Source organism: Fenollaria sporofastidiosus, assembly GCF_943169635.2.
In the GTDB taxonomy this organism is placed as follows: domain Bacteria; phylum Bacillota; class Clostridia; order Tissierellales; family Peptoniphilaceae; genus Fenollaria; species Fenollaria sporofastidiosus.
Genome location: NZ_OW968186.1, coordinates 1004817 through 1024082, shown reverse-complemented (window position 1 = coordinate 1024082; position 19266 = coordinate 1004817). Strand labels below are relative to the sequence as shown.

General features: G+C 34.0%; 18 protein-coding genes. All 18 read right to left on the bottom strand.

The window, feature by feature from the left end; translation table 11 throughout:
• Positions 1-8: 8 nt before the first annotated feature.
• Positions 9-488 carry a hypothetical protein gene (locus KO172_RS04950; protein ID WP_215492411.1) on the bottom strand — a complete coding sequence of 160 codons (480 nt, stop codon included), beginning with the start codon at positions 486-488 and terminating at the stop codon, positions 9-11.
• 11 nt (positions 489-499) lie between these two features.
• The gene (locus tag KO172_RS04945) at positions 500-1855 is read right to left on the bottom strand and encodes a M56 family metallopeptidase (RefSeq protein WP_215492410.1); all 1356 of its coding nucleotides are present in this window, start codon (positions 1853-1855) and stop codon (positions 500-502) included.
• Complete coding sequence (locus tag KO172_RS04940) at positions 1836-2249, bottom strand: BlaI/MecI/CopY family transcriptional regulator (protein ID WP_215492409.1); 414 nt, start codon at positions 2247-2249, stop codon at positions 1836-1838. The genes KO172_RS04945 and KO172_RS04940 overlap by 20 nt, the downstream gene beginning before the upstream one ends.
• Before the next feature lie 130 nt (positions 2250-2379).
• On the bottom strand, positions 2380-2553 hold the full coding sequence (locus KO172_RS04935; protein WP_445080617.1) for a helix-turn-helix domain-containing protein: 174 nt from the start codon (positions 2551-2553) through the stop codon (positions 2380-2382).
• A gap of 294 nt (positions 2554-2847) precedes the next feature.
• Positions 2848-3033 (bottom strand): hypothetical protein, encoded by a 186-nt coding sequence (locus KO172_RS04930; protein ID WP_131748368.1) that lies wholly within the window; start codon positions 3031-3033, stop codon positions 2848-2850.
• Positions 3017-3937, bottom strand: coding sequence for a hypothetical protein (locus tag KO172_RS04925; protein WP_215492408.1), 921 nt, complete (start codon positions 3935-3937; stop codon positions 3017-3019). Before KO172_RS04925 ends, KO172_RS04930 begins: the two co-directional genes overlap by 17 nt.
• A 126-nt stretch (positions 3938-4063) precedes the next feature.
• On the bottom strand, positions 4064-4582 hold the full coding sequence (locus tag KO172_RS04920; protein ID WP_215492407.1) for a ClbS/DfsB family four-helix bundle protein: 519 nt from the start codon (positions 4580-4582) through the stop codon (positions 4064-4066).
• 63 nt (positions 4583-4645) lie between these two features.
• Complete coding sequence (locus KO172_RS08300; RefSeq protein ID WP_000076085.1) at positions 4646-4864, bottom strand: hypothetical protein; 219 nt, start codon at positions 4862-4864, stop codon at positions 4646-4648.
• A 176-nt stretch (positions 4865-5040) separates the two neighbouring features.
• Positions 5041-6957 (bottom strand): lysine--tRNA ligase, encoded by a 1917-nt coding sequence (lysS, locus tag KO172_RS04910; RefSeq protein ID WP_215492406.1) that lies wholly within the window; start codon positions 6955-6957, stop codon positions 5041-5043.
• 10 nt (positions 6958-6967) lie between these two features.
• Entirely contained in the window at positions 6968-7441 is a 474-nt protein-coding gene (gene greA, locus KO172_RS04905; protein ID WP_215492405.1) for a transcription elongation factor GreA, read from the bottom strand.
• Positions 7442-7590: 149 nt separating this feature from the next.
• On the bottom strand, positions 7591-8151 hold the full coding sequence (locus KO172_RS04900) for a hypothetical protein (RefSeq protein WP_215492404.1): 561 nt from the start codon (positions 8149-8151) through the stop codon (positions 7591-7593).
• A gap of 31 nt (positions 8152-8182) precedes the next feature.
• The gene (locus KO172_RS04895) at positions 8183-8695 is read right to left on the bottom strand and encodes a GNAT family N-acetyltransferase (RefSeq protein WP_215492403.1); all 513 of its coding nucleotides are present in this window, start codon (positions 8693-8695) and stop codon (positions 8183-8185) included.
• Positions 8696-8797: 102 nt separating this feature from the next.
• On the bottom strand, positions 8798-12334 hold the full coding sequence (gene nifJ / locus KO172_RS04890) for a pyruvate:ferredoxin (flavodoxin) oxidoreductase (RefSeq protein ID WP_215492402.1): 3537 nt from the start codon (positions 12332-12334) through the stop codon (positions 8798-8800).
• A gap of 529 nt (positions 12335-12863) precedes the next feature.
• Positions 12864-13370 (bottom strand): hypothetical protein, encoded by a 507-nt coding sequence (locus tag KO172_RS04885; protein ID WP_215492401.1) that lies wholly within the window; start codon positions 13368-13370, stop codon positions 12864-12866.
• A gap of 379 nt (positions 13371-13749) precedes the next feature.
• Complete coding sequence (locus KO172_RS04880) at positions 13750-14376, bottom strand: L-2-amino-thiazoline-4-carboxylic acid hydrolase (RefSeq protein ID WP_215492400.1); 627 nt, start codon at positions 14374-14376, stop codon at positions 13750-13752.
• Positions 14377-14428: 52 nt separating this feature from the next.
• Entirely contained in the window at positions 14429-15256 is an 828-nt protein-coding gene (locus KO172_RS04875) for a class I SAM-dependent methyltransferase (protein ID WP_215492399.1), read from the bottom strand.
• 268 nt (positions 15257-15524) lie between these two features.
• On the bottom strand, positions 15525-17360 hold the full coding sequence (gene uvrC, locus KO172_RS04870; protein ID WP_215492398.1) for an excinuclease ABC subunit UvrC: 1836 nt from the start codon (positions 17358-17360) through the stop codon (positions 15525-15527).
• Positions 17360-19132 carry an aminopeptidase P family protein gene (locus KO172_RS04865; protein WP_215492397.1) on the bottom strand — a complete coding sequence of 591 codons (1773 nt, stop codon included), beginning with the start codon at positions 19130-19132 and terminating at the stop codon, positions 17360-17362. The genes uvrC and KO172_RS04865 overlap by 1 nt, the downstream gene beginning before the upstream one ends.
• Positions 19133-19266 lie beyond the last annotated feature (134 nt).

Here is a 19266-nt window from a genome sequence, read left to right as displayed (position 1 = left end):
AACTTTGTTTAACTATTTGTCTTCCTCAAATATAATTGATCTATTCTTTCTTTCAAATTATAAGAAGTTTTGTATATCCCCTCTTTATCCTTATTTTTCGATTTTATATTGTACCAATATTTATTATCTGTACTAAGGGAACTGTCATCTCCTATTTCTATCTCATATTCCTTATTATCATGTACTTTAATTAAATATGTTCCTTCAGAATAGGCATTATCCAATCCTAGATATTGATTTTTTGAATCATATAAACTAGAATCTTTCTTCAATTCATTCAGCTGTTCTAAAATTTTCCTTTGTTGGTCTTGGGTTGTGACTAATTCTTTAAAAGTTTCTTGTTTTTCATCATAAATATTAACTGTCAAAGAGATTTCATCTTTTTCTTTGTTTATAGTTTTATCATTAGAATTTAAACAAGAGCTTAAATTAATCATAAAAAATAATACTAGCATCAACTCAAATATTTTTTCTTTTGAAATTATCATATAATCCTCTCTTATCTTGTATAAGAATTTATATTTACTTGTCCCGATAAATTTTTATTAGACTCATTACAAACAGTGACAATATAAGCACTTCCTTTTTGTGTCTTAACTTTTAATGTAGAGTCTGCGGCAAATCTTCTCTTATAAATTATTTCCCCATCTTCTTCTATAATTACTGAAAATTCTACTCCTCCAGAGCAAGACATATTTTTTAAATTTATGATAAAACCTTCGTTCTTATCATCAACAAACTCAAAATCATAGGAGGTGTTTTCAAATCTTCCTAACTTTATTTTTTCATTGACCTTTGCTGTGTCAGATTGTCTACTCGATAACCTTCCTAATTCTAATTTCTGATATTCTTCATCACTTATTATTTCAACTCTTCCCCCATTATTAATCTCAAAATTATTTAGCTCTTGGCCTAGAACTTCAACCCTATCTTGGCTTAGGTCAATCACATTGGCAAAGGCTGGCAAAGAAAAAGTAAGGGCAAGGATAAAACTTATAAGTCCCAAAAGAGTTTTCCTCCATATTTTTATTATCTTAATTCTTTCTATATTAGGATTTAATTTTAAATATAGGTTGTTTTCATAAAATTCTCTTTCCACTAGTTTTAGCATTGATGAGCAATAAGCTTTTCTATTTTTTCTTGTGTCGACTAAGTTTTCAACCACTAGCTTATCGCAGTTTATTTCAATGTCTTGGTCTAGGTATTTTAAGCTTAGCCACAAGAGTGGATTGAACCAATATAGGCAGGCTACAATGTTTATCAGGTGGTTAAGTAGGATATGAAATTTCTTTATGTGCATTAGTTCATGGATCAAAACATGGTCTAGTAATTTTTCATCAGCTAAGATATGATCTTGTAAGATTATCTTGGGTCTTAAAATGCCAAAGGTAAGGGGTGTTTTTAAATTGTTATTTATATAAATCTCTACTTTTCTTTTTAGTCCAAATTCTCTTATTTTTTTCTTACATAAAGTATTTTGGGTAAGGGTAGAGCCTTTCATTACTGTATGGAATTTATAAATTTTTATTACGAGATAAGTAAAAATCAAAACCGAACCTATTAGTCGATTTAGTTTAAAAAATATAGAGCCTATTTTATTTACTAACCATCCAAGGGAATGCTCAAAAAAATTTGTTATAGCAAGTAAGATAGAATTTTCCTTTACATTTTCTATTCCTATTTCAAGTTCATAGGGACTTATTAAGTAGATTAATAAAACTATCCACAAAACAATACTTGCTGACTTGAAGGCTTTCTTATTTAATATTGGTCTAACTAGGAAAATTATAGCTAATAAGAAAAGACTTTTGATAGATTTTTCGAGTATAAAAACACTAGTTAGACTTATTGCCATCCTTGTCTTCCTCTTGGTCCTCTTCGTCAAAGCTATCTATTAATTTTTTCATTTCTTCTATTTCTTCTTTTGTGACCTTCTCATTTTGTAAAAACGTTTTGCAAATATTTAAAAGTGATCCTTTGAAAAGTTTATGAAAGGCTTCTTTTTGCTTATTCAAAAGAGCATCCTCTCTTGATACAAGAACCCTAATTGTATATTTAGGATACCTCCTAGCTATCGCCCTTTTTTCTACTAATCTTCCAAAAAAGGTGTAGCAAGATGTTTTACTTATATCGTACTTTTCCATCAATATTTTTGATAAGGCAAGAGCTTGGATTTCTCCATTTTCGTCTAAGACATCGCCCTTCCACAACTCTTCCATTACTAGTAGTTCACCATCTGAAAATTCCAACTATATTACCTCCTATGTAAATTGCAGTTTCGTTTGTTTTTTTATTTTTGTATGTTTGATTATTTTCGCTTTGAGTATATCACAAGTTTAAAAAATAGTCAAGTGTTTTTACCGTTTTAAATGATAATTTTTATATTTTAATACATATCTGTTCCGTTTTAAATCTATCTTTCAATTCATCTTCAAAACTAATAATATCATTAGGAGTGCAAGATAGAGCCTTACATATCTTTTCTATGTTTTTCATTGTAATTGGTTTATCCTTGCCCATTTGTGCTATAACATTTGTTGTAAGTCTTGCCATGGCTATTACATCTGTTTTTTTAGTCCTCTTTGCTAACTGTATCCATAATGGTTTATAGTTATGTGCTATACTATTCCTCTTTTTCTCTATCCATTAATTTCTTCTCCTTAATCTATAAATTTCAATTAAAAAACGACTGACCTTTTAATTCAATCGCTAAATATATTATATATTAAATTTTTTAAGTGAGACTTCATATCCTTACCATTTTAACCTCCTAACTTTGAGTATAAAAAAGACGATAGAGTTTTTAATTTCTATCGCCATATTTTAAATCTTATATTACAAATATATCTATACTTTTCGATTCTTATTAATTTTTATTTTTATCAGTTCCATTAAGTTATCTGGTTTATCATCAATAACATTACACCATTCATTTTTTTGAAGTTCTTCATAAAAACTTGTCTTTAAAGTGCTTTCAGAAAATATACTTATATTTTTATTTTTTCTATTAAATATTCTATTTATTTTTATCATATTCTTCACCAATATATAGTAAGACTTCTTTTATATCATCAATGCTTATTAAATTTAATGTATTATTACGTTTTAAATTTTCAACTAAATGTTCATATTTATTTCTGATATTATCATCTAAAATATCTTCATAAAAACTTCTGACTTTTGAAAGTTCAATAACTTGGTTTTGAGTAATAACTTTCTCAAAATTTTGAATCCTTCTGAGTTGCAAAATTGAAGTTATATAGTAATATCCCGCTCTTATAACGTAATATTCATCATGCCCAAATTCTTCACATTCTTTCAAACATTTATGAAACTCTTGTTTTTCTGCTATTATCTTCTCTTTAAACCTCCTAATTAAAAAATCTTTATCAAACAAAATGTTTTTCGTTATATTTTTTAGCCATTGAAAATATCCTTGATGTCCTTTTACTAACTTACCATTATATATCACGCTGTTTTCATATGGCATACCAGCTGAAGCCGCAAATAAAAAAGATAAATAATCTCTAAAAACGATATCAACTTGATCCTTGTTTGCTTCATTCGATTCATCACTTATAGTTCCTTTATTATGCATATATCTATTTCCTTCAATTTGGTATCCTAATAACAAAACTATAAAATCATAATCACTTGGAAGTTTATTGTCAGGAATAACTGATGAACCATATTGTATCAAAAGGTAATCTTTATATTCTGGAAAATGTCTCTCAACAGTAGTTTTAATTTCTAACACTTTATCTATTTCTTCCTTCCAATTTTTGCTATTGTAATCAATATTATTAAGTAATTCGTTAATGGTCGGTTTAACAAGCTCTTTCGACTTTTTCAAACTCCTAATAAAAAACCCTACAATAATTGTTATTATTAATTCGTTCCAAATTTTCATAAAAAAAACTTTTATTTGCTCAAACATATTTACTTTCTCCACATCAAATATCTTACTAAACTTATCTATTCAAATAAGTTACAATTATTATGTTAATTGCCCCAAAACTTATTTGTCAAAAGTTTTTTAATTATAATTCTAAATAAATTTTATTTAAACAACTAACTTTTTCCATTTTCTAATCTTAGTTCTAAACGTTCCAAATGGTGCCACTGTGTTTACATGGATAAATTTATACACTTCCCAAATAGCCGTTTTTGTTGCTTCATCTGCCCATTTTCTCATATGTGGTTTAAATAATTCTTTATCTGTTAATTCATCTATCAAAAGATATATATCTTCTATATTTTTTGTGAGTTGTTCTTTCAGTTCATATAGCGATTTATGGGCATAGGTATCTGTGAACCACTTATATAATTCTCCAAGTTGATTCCATTTGAAATTATCTGATGGTGTTTTGACTTCTAGTCCTTTTTTCTCATCTTCTTCCCATTTTAAAAGTAAAGTTGTCCAACCTACTTGATAGGCAATATTTTCTGCTGGTGTCCTATCAACTTCATCTAGTCTTTTATCTTTTAGCTCTTCTGGTATATTGTCAAACTCTGAAATATATTTTTCAAAAGTTTTCTTTATCTCATTCTTTAATTCTTCCTTACTTTCATAAGACCTCATATGCCTACCTCCATGGTTTATATATAGATATTATACCAAAAATATTTTTATCCTAGGCTTAATTCATAATCTTGTAATCAAACTGTTTCTGTTTATTTTTATTTTATCTCTATTTGTTAAATACTCTTCCACATCAAACAAGTTTTTCTTATCATAATCTTCCAACAACTTGTAATTCTTATGCTTCGTAATATCAAACTTATCTGATAAGAAAGGTCTTACTCCTCTTAGCTGGTATATACACTTACCGCCATCCATTACAGTTATTTCATCTTGGCTCATTAGTTCCTTGCCAGTTTTTTGATAATTTAGACCAAAAGATTTTTGATTTGATCTTGTTTCTGATGTGTTATATAGATCTAGAGCAGAAACTACGTTTAATAACGTAGTGTCAAACTTAATATAAAAATTAAACTGGGATTCATAACAAACCCCAGTTTCATAATTAGCGTGTTCTTTTAATATAATTTTGATCCTGCTGGAATATTATCATCCAACATTATTAAGTTAAGTTTTTCTTCTCCGTCGTACTCACAAATTGCAGATATAATCATACCTTCTGAGTCGATTCCCATCATCTTACGAGGAGGAAGATTACAAATCGCAAGTAGTGTCTTTCCAATTAAGCTCTCTGCGCTGTAATATTCCTTAATACCAGATAAAATAACTCTTTCTTTTTCAGAACCATCATCTAATGTAAATTTCAATAGTTTTTTAGACTTTGGAACTTCTTCGCAGTTCTTAACTTTTACAACTCTAAAATCAGATTTTGAGAATGTATCAAAATCAACCATATCTTCAAATAATGGCTCTACTTTTACTTTTGAAAAGTCGATTTCTTCTGTCGTAAGTTTGTCGTAAGTTTCGTAAGTTTCTTTTGACGAATCCCTATTTTCTGCCTTTTCTAAGCCTAAAGGCTTCATTGTTGGGAAGAAGATTACGTCTCTGATGGATGCTTGGTTTGTTAATAGTATGATAAGTCTATCTACGCCTATACCAAGTCCGCCTGTTGGTGGAAGACCAACCTCGATAGCGTTTAAGAAGTCTTCGTCCATTGGGTGAGCTTCATCGTCGCCATATTCTTTTTGTCTTAATTGCTCTTCAAATCTTTCTCTTTGATCAATTGGATCGTTTAATTCTGAGAATGCGTTTGCAATTTCCCAGCAATTAGCAAAGGCTTCGAATCTGTTAGTAATTCTTGTGTCATCTGGATTTCTCTTTGCTAATGGAGAAATTTCTACTGGGTGGCCAATGATAAATGTTGGCTGATCCATATATTGTTCACAGTATTCTTCGAACATTTCGCTAATAACGTGTCCTCTAGTCATGCCAGGTTTTATCTCTAATTTATGTTCTTTAGCTACTTCGATAGCTTCTTCATCTGTATTTATCTTATCAAAGTCAACACCTGTGTGCTCTTTAACTGCATCTTGCATCTTGATTCTTTTCCATGGTGGAGTAAAATCAATAGTTTTGCCTTGATACTCAACTTTTGTAGTTCCCAAAACTTCTTTAGCTACATAAGCAACAAGATTTTCAGTTATTTCCATCATATCGTTATAGTCAGCATATGCTTCGTATAGCTCGATATTAGTAAACTCTGGATTGTGTCTTGTGTCCATACCTTCGTTTCTGAACATCTTACCCATTTCATAAACTTTGTCGAAACCACCGACAATAAGTCTCTTTAGATAAAGTTCGTTCGCTATTCTTAATGACATATCGATGTTTAGTGCGTTATGATGTGTTAAGAATGGTCTTGCGTTTGCACCACCAGCAATATTACCAAGTATAGGTGTTTCTACTTCTAAGTAGCCTAAATTGTCTAAGAATTCTCTAATCTTTTTTATGATTTTATTTCTTAATAAGAATGTTTCTTTTACTTCTGGGTTAACGATTAGGTCAACGTATCTTTGTCTATATCTAAGGTCAGGGTCTTTTAGTCCGTGCCACTTTTCAGGTAGTATTTGTAAGGATTTGGAAAGTAATGTAAGCTTTTTAGCTTTAATACTAATTTCTCCTGATTGTGTTTTAAAAACTTCGCCTTCAACGCCAACGATGTCTCCCATGTCTAAGTATGAGATAATCTTGTAGGCTTCTTCGCCTAATTCGTCGATTTTAGAAAGGATTTGTATTCTTCCTTTCATATCTTGTATGTCCATAAAAGAGATTTTACCGTGGCCTCTCTTAGACATAATTCTGCCAGCTAATGTAACTTCTTTGCCTTCAAATTCTTCAAAGTTATCAGTAATATCTGTTGTGTGATGATCAGGATTAAACTTTTCAATTGTAAATGGGTTCTTGCCTTGATCTTGTAATTCTTTTAACTTTTGTCTACGAATTTGTAGCATTTCATTTAAATCTGTGTTTTGCATCTTTCAACTCCTATGATATCTTTGTTATTTTATATTTCTTCAAACCTGATGGTGCTTCTACTTCAACAACTTGGTTTCTTTTTTTGCCTATCATGGCTCTTCCGACAGGGCTTTCATTTGAGATCTTGCCGTTAAATGGATCTGCTTCTACAACACCAACGATTTGATATTCTAAGAATTCATCTGTATCCATGTCCTTGAACCTAACATTCGAGCCTACCTTAACTGTCTTATTGTCTGATTCACCTGCTTCGTCTATAAGCACTGCGTTTCTAAGTATGTTTTCTAATTTAGCTATCTTCTCTTCAAGTGCTGCTTGATCGTTTTTTGCTTGATCATATTCAGCGTTTTCACTTAAGTCTCCGTAGCCAAGAGCGATCTTGATCTTCTCTGCAACTTCTTTTCTTGCAACCGTCTTAAGATACTCGAGCTCTTCTTCCTTTTGTTTTAAACCCTCTTCTGTTAAGTATTGTTCTTTGGCCATACATCTCTCCCCTTACATATATATTAATATAGTCATTATATTAGATTCAAGCGTAATTGTCAAGCATTTTAATCACAATTATTAACGCCTTATCAATGAGCTTTGAGTAGTAAAAAAGATCTAAGTACGCCTTAGATCTTATGATACATTTACTTATTATTAAGTTCTTCTTCGATAGCTTTTCTTAGTCCTTCTTCATCGTCCGGAAGGTCTTCATTGAATGATGGGTCTAGTTCAAATAGTATGCTTGAGTCCTTCTTAAGTATAATGCACTCTCCATCTTCAGAGTCTGAGTAGTCTCTGAAGGCTTCAACACCCATGTCCTTAAGTATCTTAAAAACAAGGTCGAGCTTCTTGTTACGTCTTGTCACGTAGTCTTCGAGTTCATCTGTACCGATGGCATAGCCGCCTATCACTTGATACTTGTCATAGATGCCCTTATATTCATTAAGCACGGGGTACTCTTCTACGTCAACATAAAGGTATTCTCTATTTAAAAATAAGTCTCTTGACAATATAAAGTCAGCATCATTGAACTTTAACTTTAAAAGTGCTGGAAAATCTTTAAGATATATCCTGTAGTTGTATCCATCCTCTTCTGGCTTACAACTTGGGATTGCTTTTAAAAATTCTTTGTAATCTTTTTCTTCTTTGAACATGCCTATCGAGTAGACAAGGTCAAAGTCTCTATATAGTCTTAGTAAATACATATAATCAACTCCTTAAAATATATATACCCAATTAAAGCTTTATCCAATACCTCTTTGTTGAGTGAAGTTCATCTTCTTTTATAATATTCTCAAGCTCACCGCCACAGGCTTCTATGGTCTTAGCGGAGGCAATGTTATTTACGTCACATGTAATAAGAACTTTTTCATAGCCGCGATTTTTATAAAACTTAAGTCCCTCTTTAAGCATCGACTTGGCATAGCCTTTACGTCTTTCATCTGGCGCGATTGAGTAGCCTATGTGCCCACCAAATTTCATCAAAAAATCATTTAGTTCAAGGCGTAGATTGATCATACCTATAACTTCTCCCTCTTCATCATTTACATAGATATATTGCATAGCAGGTACTATATTCTCTGGACAAGTACTTTTGTTTTCTATCAAGTCATTTCTTTCAAGCCAATCATCAAAGTCAAGTCTTTCAAGACCGCTTACGCCGCAAAATCTCTCCCCAGCTTCAATTACTTTCTTTTTAAACGCAAGTACTATATCTTTATGTTTTTTATTTGCTTTAATTAGTTTCATCTCTTCACTTCCTTTTATATATTATAAGCTATACTTATATGTAATGCAATAAAAAAGATGCGAAGATTTCTCCTCGCATCTCATTAAATATATTTACTTAAATTATTTATCTAAGCCAGCCATTCTCTTGTAGCTTGCAAGTCTCTCCTTAGCTGATTCTTCAGCAGCCTTGAACAAGATTTCTGCTTCTTCAGGGAAGTCCTTTTGAAGTGATGTGTATCTTACTTCAGAACCTATGAATTCTTGGAATGATTCTGTTGGATCTTTTGAATCTAATACGAATGGATTCTTTCCTTCTTTTTCAAGTCTTGGATCGAATCTGTATAGGTGCCAATAACCAGCAGCAACAGCTTGTTTTTCTCTGTTAACGCTCTTGCCCATACCGCATTTTAATCCGTGGTTGATACATGGAGCGTAAGCGATGATGATTGATGGTCCATCGTACTCTTCTGCTTCTTTGATTGCCTTAAGTGCTTGGTTCATGTTAGCGCCTAGAGCGATTTGAGCAACATATACGTAGCCATAGCTTGTCATCATTAGACCAAGGTCTTTCTTTCTAATCTTCTTACCAGAAGCAGCGAATTTTGCAACAGCTGCTGTTGGTGTAGCCTTTGATGATTGTCCACCTGTATTTGAATAAACTTCTGTATCGAATACGAATACGTTGATGTCTTTACCTGATGCTAGTACGTGGTCAAGTCCGCCGAAGCCTATATCGTAAGCCCAACCGTCTCCACCAAATACCCAAACAGACTTCTTAATCATGTAGTCTCTTAATTCATCGATTTGTTCAAGTATTTCATCTTGATGAGCGTCTCCAGTCTTCTTAGCTAATTTGTTTGCCATCTTAGCATAAGCTTCCTTGCTTACTCTTGCATCTCTCATATCTGATAACCAAAGTTTGAATGCTTCTTCAAGTTCAGCATCTTTCTTGTCTAGTGCGATGTAGCTTTCCATTAGAGATTTGATTCTGTTTCTGTTAACTTCATCAGCTAGAGCAAAACCGTAGCCATATTCAGCGTTGTCTTCGAATAGTGAGTTAGCCCATGCAGGTCCCTTACCGCATTTGTTTACGCAGTATGGAGTTGATGGAGCTGAACCTCCCCAAATTGATGAACAACCTGTTGCGTTTGCAATAATCATTCTGTCGCCATATAGTTGAGTGATTAGTTTAGCATAAGCAGTTTCACCGCAACCTGCGCAAGCGCCTGAGAATTCAAGAAGTGGTTGTTGGAATTGAGATCCCTTAACGCTAAATTTATCCATAACGTCGTCTTTTACTTCGACTTCGTCCATAGCGAAATCCCAGTTTTCGTTTTCTACTTCTGCAATATCTTCGAAGTGAACCATTTCTAGTGCTTTTTCCTTAGCTGGACAGATGTCAGCGCAGTTACCGCAGCCTGTACAGTCAAGTGATGAAACTTGCATTCTATATTGTAGTCCTTCTAGTCCCTTGCCTTTAGCTTCAATTGTTTCAAATGTTGCAGGAGCCTTAGCAGCTTCATCAGCATTTAATAGTATTGGTCTAATTACAGCATGTGGACAGATGTATGAACATTGGTTACATTGGATACAATTTTCTTTGTGCCACTTAGGTAGGTTAACAGCAATAGCTCTCTTTTCGAACTTAGCTGTACCATTTTCAAATGTACCGTCTTCAATACCTATAAACTTAGATACTGGAAGAGTGTCACCCTTTTGAGCGTTCATTACTTCAGCAACTTCTTCAAAGAATTTAGTAGTTTCTTTCTTTTCTTCTTTTTCGTCTTTTAAGTCTTTCCAGCTTTCTGGATATTTGATTTCTTTTAATTCTTCAATACCCTTATCAACTGCTTGGTAGTTCATGTTAACTACCTTTTCACCCTTACGTCCGTATGATTTAACGATAGAGTCTTTTAAGTGAGAGATAGCTTCGTCAAGTGGAAGTACTTCAGATAACTTGAAGAAAGCAGCTTGCATAATCATGTTAGTTCTTCCGCCTAGACCGATTTCTTCAGCGATTCTAGTTGCGTTTATTGTATAGAACTTAGCATGGTGTTCAGCAATAGCGCGTTTTAACTTGTTAGGCAAGTTTTCTTCTAGTTCCTTTTCGTCCCAGATGCAGTTTAGTAAGAATGTTCCGCCATCTTTAAGTCCATCTAATAAGTCATATAGGTGGATGTATGATTGCTTAGAACAGCTTATAAAGTCTGCATGACTGATAAGGTATGTTGATTTGATAGGTGATTTACCGAATCTTAAGTGAGAAACTGTAACACCACCTGACTTCTTAGAGTCATAAGCAAAGTAGCCTTGTGCATATAGGTCAGTGTTATCACCGATAATCTTGATAGCTGACTTGTTAGCACCTACTGTACCGTCTGAACCGAAGCCCCAGAACTTACATTTGATAGTTCCTTCTGGTTCTGTATTTATAATTTTCTTAATTTCTAGTGATTTATGAGTAACGTCATCATTGATACCAATAGTGAAGCCATTGATAGGGTTTGATGATTCTAAGTTTTCATATACTGATAAGATTTGTGAAGGAGTAGTATCCTTTGAACCTAAACCATATCTACCACCAACGATAAGTGGCTTAGTATCTGCATCGTAGAACATTGACTTAACGTCAAGGTATAGTGGTTCGCCTAGAGCGCCCTTTTCCTTAGTTCTATCTAGAACAGCAATTCTCTTAACTGTCTTTGGATATACATCGAAGAAGTATTTCTTAGAGAATGGTCTATATAGTCTAACCTTGATAAGACCAACTTTCTTGCCGTTACTGTTTAAGTAGTCAACAGTTTCTTCTACTGTATCAGTTACAGAACCCATAGCGATGATGATGTCTTCAGCATCTTCTGCTCCATAGTAGTTGAATGGTTTGTACTCTCTTCCTGTAATCTTAGAAAGTTCCTTCATGTAGTCAGCAGCAATCTCAACTATGTCTTCGTAATGTTTGTTAGATGCTTCTGCAGCTTGGAAGTAGATATCAGGGTTTTGAGCAGTACCTCTTGTTACTGGGTGTTCTGGGTTCAAAGCGTTTTCTCTGAACTTTCTTAGAGCGTCCTTGTCAAGAAGTTTCTTTAGATCTTCATAGTCGATAACTTCGATCTTTTGAATTTCGTGAGAAGTTCTGAAACCATCGAAGAAGTGTAAGAATGGTACTCTTCCTTTAATAGCTGAAAGGTGAGCAACACTTGCAAGGTCCATAACTTCTTGAACTGAGCCTGATGCTAACATAGCAAAGCCTGTTTGACGGCATGCCATAACGTCTTGGTGGTCACCAAATATGCTTAGAGCGTGTGATGCTATAGCTCTAGCTGATACGTGGAATACACCTGGAAGTAGTTCACCAGCGATCTTGTACATATTTGGAACCATAAGTAGAAGACCTTGTGAAGCTGTATATGTAGTAGTTAATGCACCTGCTTGTAATGAGCCGTGAACAGCACCTGCTGCACCTGCTTCAGATTGCATTTCTTGAACTAAAACTCTTTCGCCAAATATGTTTGTTTTACCGTGAGCAGACCAGCTGTCAACAGCTTCCGCCATATTCGATGAAGGAGTTATTGGGTAGATGGCAGCAACTTCTGTAAATGCATAAGATACATAAGCAGCAGCTGTGTTACCATCCATGGTTTTAAAAACTTTTGCCATTTTTATTCCTCCTATTTAAAATTATTATCTTTTACAGTTTCAATTATATACCAAAGGTTCAATATTTGCAAGAATATTTTATAAATGTGATTTGGATCACCTATAAGCTTTTCTTATACTAAAATTTTTTTGTAAATTAAATTTTGCGCAAGCTTTTACTAATTTTTTAATTACAAGAGGCTTATAAAACTTAAGGTAAAAATCGTTCTTAACGTCCTATATAGTTCCTCGCTTCTTACGACTTTCATAAAAATCGTTTTAGGTGCATCATATAGTAGCTCGCTACTTACAATGTTTGTGCCGCGCATATAAAAAAGATACCTAAAACCTTTTAAGTATCTTTTCTAAAAAATTCATATATATCTTTTCTTTTTGGAGCAATGCCAACTATCTCATAAGTATCGATTTGATAGAAAGCTGCTAAAATTTATTTTATTTATTATTATCGTATATCAGTCACATTTTTTAAAGTGTTATTTTTCGAACTTCTTTTGTGTCACAACTTTCGTCATACCTTTAAAATTTTATTTTATAATCCAAGTAGAATCACTAGCCACGCTTGGACTATAGATGCGATTGGAATTATCAAAAATGGAGTTAAGATAAAATGTTCTTTAATAGCCAAATGTTTCATCCAATTTCCAAATTCGTAGTCCTCATGTCCTTCTGTACCTGGTATTACTATCTTATCCTTGTACTTTCCTTGGAACAAAAGCACATCCAATAGAAAGAAATCTCCCAAGTTTAATATTAACCACTGAATATAGCTCATCCAGAAAAGATCTCTAAGTCCTCTTATTCCCGTATGTAAAAGAGAGGTCACCCCATATATAAATACGATTCCTAAAATTATAAGTGTAAGTATTAAATTTATTCTTTTTTCTTCTTTTGTCATCTTTTCTGGAGCCGAATTTTGTATTTTCTTTGGATAGGAATCAAAGAAAAATCTCGGGTTAATCAGTACAAAAGCTGCCACTGCACCGTTAAAGATAGCAGCCATTGCAATTCCATCTAATATTGCTCTAGTTATATCCATAATATTCTCCTTATTTTTTTCAAAAAGATTTTTAGTTTCTCCGCGTATTCTTTGGGATGATCGTGGAGAAATTGTCCATGATCCATTCCTTCAAATACTTCTGTTTTCATTTGTGGAAGATACTCTTAATATTTTTTCACTTTTTGCAGAGTTGGTCTTCGCTTCCCCTCCAAAACATTATTGGATTTGAAAACTTAATTAAATTCTTTGGATGCTTGTAATGATAGATAAACTTGCAGGCATTTTTAATAGTATTTTTCGAAATTTTTGGATAGGTCATTTCTATTACGCTTAGATTATCCTTGCCCATAAGCTTATCTAATAAAAGTTTAGGTATTGGTTTTTTAAATCAAATAGGCTACAAATAATAAATTATCTATTACTCTTTGTCTCCTGTGATGAAAAAATCGCAACAATCTGCTCCATTTGCTATAGTATCTTTTCTGTGAAGTACTCCATGCTGAAGGGTAATCATCACATCATCAAGTTCGCAGAATAGTGGCATTAGTTCATCTACCCCCAGCTTCTTGGTATATGTACATATTGGACAACGAGTTATTCGATAGTAACAAGCATCTTCGTAAGGTTGCCCTTCGAAATCGACCTTAAAAGAAGTCGGATAAAGTTTTTCTTTTTCTGGAGTGTACCATTTATAATACTTAACTATATTCTTTTTGTTGCTGGCCTTACCTCTCTTGGTATTTAAGTCTGTCATAGCAAAGAACCACTTAATATAGTAGAGAGATCTGCGCATCATTTCTTGGATGGTTTCTGGCGGAATCTTCTTATTGCTTGCTAAATATGGAGATACAAATACTAGTGCAAACATTTCATTGTAAACCATTGGGTTGTCAGCACCGATGTCATCCATATTCTCAACCAAATCTCTATAGACACCTTTGCTCTTTCTAATAATATCCGAAGCATATACTTTATCATACTTCTCTATAAGAACTTTTTTCATCGGTCTTTTAAATAAGCAAAAATAAAAACCATTGTACTTCATCTTGCATACCTCATTAATTTTCTAAAATTTTTATAATAATTTATATACTATTTTATTTTCTTCCAATAAGAAGCATCGAGCCAGAAAGTCCCAGCAAAACAGCTTCTTTATGAGTCATAAAAAGGCCCTTTGTTGTATCAATTAACTGCACATCTTCGTAGCCATCTCTTTCTAGTTTTTCGATAAATTTATTCATATCTCCATATCTTGACTTATTCATCAAATCATGAATAACAAAAACTCCACCTTTTTTAAGTACACGAAGTGTTTCAAGTAAAAGCTTTTGTTTATTTTTCCCCATTATATTGTGATAAACATAGTTGCTTGTCACTGCATCAAAACTTTCATCTTCAAATGGAAGCTTGACTGCATTTCCTTCTTCAAATCTCACATTCGCTACTCCCTCAGCACTAGCATTGTCCTGGCAGAGCTTCTTTTGAAATTCACTCTTGTATGGGCCACTCCATATATCACAACCCACCATGATTGCCTCTGGATTTTTCTTGGCGCAGGCTATAGTAAGCGCGCCACTGCCGCAGCCCACATCTAAGCCCACTCCACCATCTTTGATTTTTACATAGTCGGCAGTCCCTTCTATTATGACTTTAGCGAGCTTTCTTTTACCCTTGTAATCAAAACTCTTATATAAAATGCTAAGCCAGAAAGTAATTAATATAAGTATTAGGCACAATGCCCCTAGAATAAATCCGCAGATAATCCTTGGCCTTCCTTGAAGAACTAAGTCGCTTGCACCAAATATGCCAAATAAAATAAGACTTACTATACTTTCACCAATCTTAGCCTGCAACATTCTTTTTGGAACCCAGTTTTTGTAGTCAGCTTTTATTTTCTCGTCATCATTAAAACCTAATTGTTTCATATAATTTTCTCCTTTTAATAAATAATTTTATAAAATTTCTTTTTATCTTCTTATATAATATTTTAATTCACAGCTTTATAAGCTTATTCTAAATCTATGTTAGCACTAGCTAATTAATTTGTCAAGTGCTTTATATAAATAGTTAAATAAACTTTAAATTTTCATAAAAAAAAATTACTACAATAAGACTCTTACTAAAATTTTTATTTTTTTAACTCTTCATTTTAATTTTAAGCGATACTTAATTAAAAAAAGATACTTAAATCAATTAAGTATCTTTTCTGAAGAATTCATATATATCTTTTGCATTTGTCTTTGATATGCCCTTTATGGACTCGAGCTTTTGAAGGCTCGCTCTACGTATGCCATCGATATCTTCGAAGGCTTCGTAGAGTATCTTTTTCTTCTTCGGTCCTATGCCAACTATCTCATCGAGTATGGATCTGTTGATGTTCTTCTCTCTTAATGACCTGTGATATGTGATGGCAAACCTATGTGCCTCGTCTTGTATCCTTGTAAGTATTTTAAAAAGTTCTGAACTTTTATCAAGCTTTATAATCTCGCCCATGTATGCAAGAGAGTCGGTTCTGTGGTGATCGTCCTTCTTAAGACCTACTACCGGTATCTCTATACCTAATTTATCTAAAACCATCTGTGCACTCGATGCTTGTCCAAGACCGCCGTCTATAAGTATGATGTCTGGCAGCGCTGCGAATGAACCTTCCTTGTCCTTCTTGCTTCTTAAAAATCTTCTCTCAAGTACTTCTCTTAGTGAGCCGTAGTCGTCCGCTCCGACTATAGTCTTGATCCTAAAGCGTCTGTACTCATTTCTTTGCATGTCGCCGTTTTCATAGACGACCATAGATGCAACTGAATTTTGTCCCATGGTATTGGATATGTCGTAGCACTCAAGTCTGTTTGGTACATCTTCAAGCCAAAGTATGTCCTTGAAGCGCTTCATCGCCATATCTTTCAAAGCTTTCTTCCTTATATATCTGTCAGCATGTTTCTCTACCATGTCGATGGCGTTCTTCTTTGCCATAAGTACCAAGGCTCTCTTCTCGCCTCTTTGTGGAACGTGTATCTCGACTTTGTGATTTGCAATCTTTGATAGTGCATCCGCCATCTCATCCATGTCCGGAAAGTCGATCTCGGTGATGATTTCATTTGGCATATCGATGTTTGCTGAGTAGTGCTGCGAGATGAAGGCTTTGAAGATCTCCTTGATGTCTGTCTTCTTCTCGTTCTCAAATAGGTAGTAGTTTCGCTCTATAATCTTGCCATCGCGTATAATGAACAGCTCAAGTATAAGGTCAGAGATACCTTCTGCATAACTAAGAACGTCTCTGTTGATGGCGTCAGGCGATGTAATTTTTTGCTCTTTATGTATATCGTTAAATGCATTTACAACGTTTAAGTACTCTTGCGCTTTCTCAAACTCCAAATTCGTTATTGCCTCATCAAGCTTTGACTTGTATTTCTCCAAGATGGACTTGTCCTTGTTTTGCAAAATCCTCATCGCTCTATCGATAAGCTCTTTGTACTCTTCTTCGCTCACATCTTCCTTGCAAGGCGCTATGCACTTACCGATAAAGTAGTTAAGGCAGGGTCTAATCTTTCCCTTTACCTTCTCTATGTTCAAGCTGCAGTCTCTAAGCTTAAGCTCTCTGTTTATTATGTCGATGGCGATGTTGACGCTCGCAGCGTTTGGATACTGACCGAAGTACTTCGCTCCATCTTTTCTTAAGAGCCTAGTCTTAAGTATCCTGGGATACTTTTCATTAGTCGTTACCTTTATGTATGGGTAGCTTTTGTCGTCACGAAGTACGATATTGTACTTTGGAACATAACGCTTAATAAGGTTGGACTCTAAAATTAGAGCCTCAACCTCATTATCAACAATTATATATTCAAACTCGGCAATGTTTTTTACCATCGCCTTAACTTTTTCAGAGTGATTAGTACTGCTTCTAAAGTAGCTTCTCACCCTATTAGATAAATTTTTTGCCTTACCTACATAGATGATCTCGCCCTTATCATTCTTCATGATGTAGATGCCGGGATTCTTAGGCAGCTTCTTTATCTCTTCTTCAAAGTTAAACATTAAATTTCACTTGTTGCCTTTTCTAGCCATGCCTTTTCTTCTTCGTTAAGGTATGGGCTGATTTTTTCATAAACTGCTTTGTGATAGCTGTTTAACCAAGCTACTTCTTCAGCTGTAAGCATATCTTTATCTATAGCGTCCTTGTCAATTGCTGCGTATGTCAATGGTACTAGCTTGAAGAAATCGCCGTACTTACTTGATCCTGCGTCTTCTACATGGATTAATACTTCAGTTCTTACGCCATATTTTCCGTCTTCATAAACACCTGGCTCAACGCTGAATACCATATTTCTAACTAGGTCGATGTCATTGTATCTAGATGAGATGTTGTGTGGTCCTTCGTGTACGTTTAGTAGGTATCCAACTCCGTGACCAGTTCCATGTAAGTAATCCATTTGATGCTTGTAAAGGTCAAGTCTAGCTAGCATATCAAGAGCCATACCCTTAGTGCCTCTCTTAAATACAACACTCATAAGTCTTATGAAGCCCTTTAGTACAAGTGTAAAACCTTTTCTTTCTTCATCTGTTAGAGGTCCCATGGCCATAGTTCTAGTTACGTCTGTTGTTCCGAATCTGTATTGTCCGCCGCTGTCAACTAGTAAAAGTCCCTTGTTATCAAGCTTCTTGTTAGTTTCTTTTGTTGACATATAGTGAACGATGGCAGCGTTATCTGCATAACCACAGATAGTGTCGAAGCTTTCTTCGATAAAGTCCTTTGACATTGCTCTAAACTCGTGCAATTTATCTTGTACAGTAAGCTCGTCAAGAGTAGTCTTGTCCGCTTCTTTAAGCCACTTCATAAATCTTGCAAGAGCAACACCATCAGTTATGTGTGCAGCCTTTATATTCTTGATTTCAGTATCATTTTTAACAGCTTTAAACTTTGTAGTGATGTTTAAGCCATCAATAACATAGTTGTCGTCTTCTATAAGCTTGAACATGTATCTGTTCATCTTATTTTCATCTAGGTAGATAGTCTTATCTTTAATCTTTCTTAAGTCTTCTTCGAAAGCATCGTAGTCTTTAACTTCTACGCCTTGTTCATTAAGAGCCTTGATAGCACACTCATCAAGCTTGTCAAGGTCTGTGTATATAGCAGCCTTGTCAAAGTCAACGTAAGCGTAGCTAATCAATACTGGAGATGAATGAATATCATTTGCTCTGATATTGTATAGCCAGCATATATCATCAAGTGAAGCGATGATGCTTAGATCAGCACCTTCTTCTTTCAATTTTGCTCTAACTCTTGATAATTTATCCTTTGTGCTCTCGCCCGCTTCTTCAGAAGAAAGTATGAAGGCTTTATCCTTCTTAAGAGCTGGTCTGTCTGTCCATATTTCAGAGATAAGGTCTTGGTCGTCAACAAATTTTACATCTCTATCTTCAACTAAGTCCTCTATCGTTTCAAACATAGCTTCAGAGAAAGTCTTACCATTGAAGCCAATCACTTCGCCTTTTTTAACATTGTCTCTTAAGTATTCCATAAAGGTAGGAACACCTGGTTTGCCCCACTTGAATATCTCATATGAAGTGCCCTTTAATTGGTTTTCAGCTTGCACGTGATATCTACCATCGACCCAAAGCATCGCCTTGTCCAAAGTGATGATGACATTACCTTGTGAACCTGTAAAGCCTGATATGAACACCCTGTCCTTGTAATGATCACTGATGTATTCATTCATATGTGGGTCTGCAGTAGCAACTATATACATAGTGATGCCATGCTTCTTCATAAGTTCTCTTAAACTTTTAACTCTATCGTCTATTGACATAATAAAACCTCCCTTATGTATGTATTATACCACAAAAATATATTTTTTAGTACTAATACTATTAGTCATAGCTAATTATTTATACAAGAATAATATTGTGCTTGTCTTTAATAATTTTATATGATATAATTTGA